A 5203-nucleotide genomic window follows, 5' to 3' on the forward strand; every position below is an offset into this window, starting at 1 on the left:
GTAGTTCTACCTGAATCCATTCCGAACTCAGAAGTAAAATGCCGTAATGCCGATGGTAGTGTGGGGTTTCCCCATGTGAGAGTAGGGCATCGCCAGATTTTATTTCCTTAGTTTTCTTAATAAAAGAGTATTAAGGAAATAAAGAATTTGATTGATAACTAGAGTGCAGTAGTTCTACCTGACTCCATTCCGAACTCAGAAGTAAAATGCTGTAACGCCGATGGTAGTGTGGGGTTTCCCTATGTGAGAGTAGGGCATTATCAATCATTAAAATTTGCGGAGCGGTAGTTCAGCTGGTTAGAATACCTGCCTGTCACGCAGGGGGTCGCGGGTTCGAGTCCCGTCCGTTCCGCCACTTATATTAAAAGCGAGTAAAATGCTCGCTTTAACTTTAGGGGCGTAGTTCAATTGGTAGAGCACCGGTCTCCAAAACCGGGTGTTGGGAGTTCGAGCCTCTCCGCCCCTGCCATATTAAATAAACCTATTAGAGTAATCTGATAGGTTTTTTTATTTGATTCCGATTCCTTATTCATTTCATTGGCCATTATTCTTTTAATCAATTATATGATTGCTCGGAGTATCTAATATGTTTTAGATGATTATTTTGATAAATTTAGTCATAGCTTTAACACTGATAATTTTTCTAAGCGGTTAAATTTGCATAATTATTTACAAAAATATCGGCAAATTTAACCGCCTTTTATTTCACTGGCGACAAAAACCGCTATAATGGCACCAATTTTTAACATTCATTTGAATACTCAAAAAGGAACATAATCAATGTTATATCCAAGCGAAGAATTTTTATACGCACCTATTGAATGGGTGGATCACAGTGAAGGTTACACCGACATTCGTTATCACAAATCAACCGATGGTATTGCAAAAATCACCATCAATCGCCCAGAAGTGCGTAACGCTTTCCGTCCACAAACGGTAAAAGAGATGATTCACGCATTTGCAGATGCTCGTTTTGATGAAAAAATCGGTGTAATCGTATTAACGGGAGAAGGCGAATACGCTTTCTGTGCGGGTGGTGACCAAAAAATTCGTGGTGACTACGGCGGCTATAAAGATGACAGCGGCGTGCATCATTTAAACGTATTGGAATTCCAACGTGATATCCGTACTTGCCCAAAACCAGTGGTGGCAATGGTAGCAGGTTATGCCGTAGGTGGCGGTCACGTGTTACATATGATGTGTGACTTAACCATCGCAGCGGATAACGCAAAATTCGGTCAAACGGGTCCGAAAGTAGGTTCATTCGATGGTGGCTGGGGAGCGAGTTATATGGCTCGCATCGTTGGTCAGAAAAAAGCACGCGAAATCTGGTTCTTATGCCGTATGTACGATGCGAAACAAGCACTAGATATGGGCTTAGTGAACACTGTTGTGCCTTATGCTGATTTAGAAAAAGAAACTGTGCGCTGGTGTCGCGAAATATTACAAAACAGTCCAATCGCATTACGTTGCTTGAAGGCAGCATTAAACGCAGACTGTGATGGTCAAGCGGGTCTTCAAGAGTTGGCGGGCAATGCAACAATGTTGTTTTATATGACAGAAGAAGGTCAAGAAGGCCGCAATGCGTTCAACGAAAAACGTGAACCTGATTTCAGCAAATTTAAACGCAATCCGTAATGGAGTTTCTCTCTAAAAGCGGTGATATTGAGTAAAAATTTACGATGTTTTTGGTAAACCTTTTGCAAAATCTCACCGCTTTTTCCTTTTGGTTTGAACTATGTCCACGCGTAAAAAAAAGCAAAAAAACAAACGCTCTTTCTGTTCTAGGGTGCTTACAACTAGCATTAAATTAGGTGTGGTTGGAGCGAGTTTTATGGCAGTTTATGCCGTGTATTTAGACGGTAAAATTCGCACTAAAATGAACGGGCAAGTTTGGCAATTGCCAGCTGAAGTTTATGCTCGCATTGAGAGCATCAAAATTGAGGAAAATCTCACGCTGGAGCAAACCAAAACTGCTTTGTTAGATAATGGCTATCGTCAAGTATCGCAAATTGTTGCTCCTGGCGATTTCAAACTTGAAGGCAATAATATTGTGGTGCTGCGCCGTGCCTTTCCATTTCCTGAAAGTCCTGAAGCACAACGTGTTTTGCGTTTACGTTTTCAAAACGACAAACTGACTTATATTGAAGATTTGGGGGCTCAGCGTTTAGTGGAAGAGTTTAGGCTGGATCCCAAATTGATTGCAATGTTACATTCAGAAAGTGATGAAGAACGCCAAGCGTTGAAATTGCAGCAATATCCGTATTTTCTCATCCAAGCCCTACTTTTAACCGAAGATAAACGCTTTTACCAGCACGATGGTATCAGCCCAATGGGGATTGCCCGTGCGTTGGTCGCGAACTATCAAGCAGGTAGAACAGTGCAGGGGGCGAGTACGCTCACGCAACAGTTGGTTAAAAACCTCTTTTTGAGCAGCGAAAAATCACTAAGCCGTAAGATTAACGAAGCACTGATGTCGCTGATTTTAGATGCTCGTTACGATAAAAACCGTATTCTTGAAACGTATCTAAACGAAATTTATTTAGGTCAGAACGGTAGTTATCAAGTGCATGGTTTTGCGTTGGCAAGTCAATTCTATTTTGGTCGCCCAATCCAAGAAATCACCCCGTCACAAATGGCACTGTTAGTTGGAATGGTGAAAGGTCCATCACTTTACAATCCATGGCGACACCCAGAGGCAGCACTTGAACGCCGAAATGTGGTGCTCAAATTGCTCCAAGAAAACCACGCAATTAGCCAAAGTGACTACGAATTTCTAGTCAAACAACCGCTAGGCGTGAAAGAGAAAGGTGCGATTTATCGCCAACAACCTGCCTTTATGCAAGCGTTGAATATGGACTTGAAAAATGAGTTTGGTGAAAACCGCTCGGCTTTGCTTTCTGGGGCAAAAATTTTTACCACTCTTGACCGTAAACAACAGCGTTCTGCGGAACAAGCGGTAATTAATGGCTTGGAAGATTTGGAAAATTCGGATAAGAAAATCAAAGATTTACAATCTGCGATTGTGGTGTCGGAATATCGTACGGGTAAAGTGCGAGCGATTGTAGGTGACCGTTTAACTCAATACGCAGGCTTTAACCGTGCGATTCAAACTAAGCGTCAGATCGGCTCGTTAGTGAAGCCTTCGATTTACGCAATTGCGTTGTCTGATCCTAAAAATTTCCGTCTCAATACACCCATTGATAACAAACCGATCACTATTCACGTGAAAGGCTCTGCCCCATGGTCGCCAAAAAACTATGACAAACGTTTTAGTGGCTCAGTAATGTTAATGGATGCACTGGTTCGCTCGCTCAACATCCCAACCGTGAATATTGGGATGAAGTTCGGTTTGCGAAAAATGATTGCGAAGCAAAAAGAAATGGGCTGGGATAAGGTTGATATTCCTGTTTATCCGTCAATGTTGCTCGGTGCTTACTCAATTTCACCGTATGACGTAACTAAATCCTACCAAGTAATTGCAAACAAGGGCTTGAAGGTATCTCTCACGACGATTGAATCTATCACAGGCTTTGATGGTAAACCACTCTATCAACGCAATATTGAAGATGTGAGCAAACAGGTGCTCCCTGAAGAGGCAGCGACACAAACGCTTTATGCGATGCAGCAGGTAGTGGAACGTGGAACAGCACGTAGCCTACAAAATGAGTTTGCCGACTTACGCTTGGCTGGTAAAACAGGGACAACCAACAATGCTCGCGATACTTGGTTTGTGGGGATTGATGGCGAAAATGTCGCGACGGTATGGCTAGGTAAAGATAACAATGCCGACACGCATTTAACGGGTTCAAGTGGGGCATTGTATGTTTATAAAGAGTATATCCGCCGTGCTTTACCGTTGAAATTTAGTTTGCCGAAAGTGAAAGATATTCAATGGGTAGGCATTAATAGCTATGGCAGTATTGCTTGTGAAAGCGGACGCCAAATTCCAATGTGGCGTGATCGCGGGCAGACTTATTGCTCTTCAGGTGGCCCAATTGTGGAGGCGAAAAAACCAACGGTGTTAGAAGCTCTCTCGCTTGAGAAATCTAAAACCGAGAATACCAAAGCAGAAGTATCGGAAGATAGGGCTCTTCCAGCCGATGAAATTGCCCCAACAGGAGAGTAACTTTACAAATGCAAGCGGTGGATTTTATCTACTATGCCTATTTATCAATAAAAGCAGTGGATCTTACTCTATTTCAAATCTTTTGCTAAATTCTTATTCAAATAATATTATAAAAAGTCAGTAAATCTAATGAGTCACTGACTTGTATTACCCAATTACAACCTTTCAATCGCCTTATACTGCTCTTGGATTTTTTCTAATCCAGATTGGTATTCCGCTTGTTTTTCGCGTTCTTTCGCAATCACTGCTTCAGGTGCTTTAGCCACAAAAGCTTCGTTGCTGAGTTTGTTTTTGATACGTTTAACTTCGTTTTGATATTTTTCAATCTCTTTGGTTAAACGGGCAAGCTCTGCTTCTTTATTGATAAAGCCAGCCATTGGCACAAGCAATTCAGTATTGCCAACGAGTTTCGCTACCGCAAGTGGTGCGGTTTCGTTTTCCGCTAACACTTGAACGTTGTCTAACTTCGCCATGGCTTTTAAAAGAGCGGTCTGTTTTTCAAGAATTTTTGCATTCTCTGCACTTAAATTACGGAATAACAGATCTAAGCCTTTGCTTGGTGCGATGTTGCTTTCTGCACGAATATTACGCACCGCAACGATCACTTCTTTTAACCACTCAATTTCAGCTTCTGATTCTGGATCAAAGCCGTTTTCTTCCACTTGTGGGAAAGGTTGCAACATAATGCTGTCAGCCGTAATGCCGACAAATCCTTTCACTTTTTGCCAAATTTCTTCAGTAATAAATGGAATAAGCGGATGTGCTAAACGTAATAATTTTTCTAACACGTGAACCAAGGTTTGGCTTGCTGCACGGATTTGTGCTGCGTTGCCGTTGGCAAATACTGGTTTAGTCAATTCTAAATACCAGTCGCAGAATTGGTTCCAGGTAAATTCATAAATCGCATTGGCACAAAGGTCAAAACGATATTGGCTTAATGAATTACGGAACGTTTCCACTGTGCGATTGAATTCCGATTGAATCCAACGATCCGCTAATGAGAATTCGATCTCGCCTTCACTTAAATCTAATTTTTCATTCGTTAAGACGAAACGGCTTGCATTCCACAATTTG

At 41.9% G+C, this 5203-nt stretch carries 3 protein-coding genes, 2 tRNA genes and 2 rRNA genes; 6 read left to right on the plus strand and 1 reads right to left on the minus strand.

Features of this window, described 5'->3' with window-relative positions; all coding sequences use genetic code 11:
• The 6 genes from rrf (KH943_RS09140) to mrcB all read left to right on the plus strand — a co-directional run.
• A 5S ribosomal RNA gene (gene rrf, locus KH943_RS09140) occupies positions 1 to 98 on the plus strand; the annotation flags it as partial.
• A gap of 52 nt (positions 99 to 150) precedes the next feature.
• Positions 151 to 266: ribosomal RNA gene (gene rrf, locus KH943_RS09145) — 5S ribosomal RNA — on the plus strand.
• Positions 267 to 278: 12 nt separating this feature from the next.
• Positions 279 to 355: transfer RNA gene (locus KH943_RS09150), tRNA-Asp, on the plus strand.
• A 38-nt stretch (positions 356 to 393) separates the two neighbouring features.
• Positions 394 to 469: transfer RNA gene (locus KH943_RS09155), tRNA-Trp, on the plus strand.
• 311 nt (positions 470 to 780) lie between these two features.
• Entirely contained in the window at positions 781 to 1638 is an 858-nt protein-coding gene (menB, locus tag KH943_RS09160; protein ID WP_304110304.1) for a 1,4-dihydroxy-2-naphthoyl-CoA synthase, read from the plus strand.
• A gap of 100 nt (positions 1639 to 1738) precedes the next feature.
• A complete protein-coding gene (gene mrcB, locus KH943_RS09165) occupies positions 1739 to 4129 on the plus strand; it encodes a penicillin-binding protein 1B (protein WP_304110305.1) in 2391 nt (796 codons plus the stop codon).
• A gap of 155 nt (positions 4130 to 4284) precedes the next feature.
• On the opposite strand, the gene KH943_RS09170 is transcribed toward mrcB, so the two are convergent.
• Positions 4285 to 5203 (minus strand): class I tRNA ligase family protein (locus tag KH943_RS09170; protein ID WP_304110306.1); only part of this gene is annotated, 919 nt, incomplete at its 5' end.

The sequence above is a fragment of the Haemophilus parahaemolyticus genome (assembly GCF_018373095.1).
Taxonomy (GTDB): Bacteria; Pseudomonadota; Gammaproteobacteria; order Enterobacterales; family Pasteurellaceae; genus Haemophilus_A; species Haemophilus_A parahaemolyticus_A.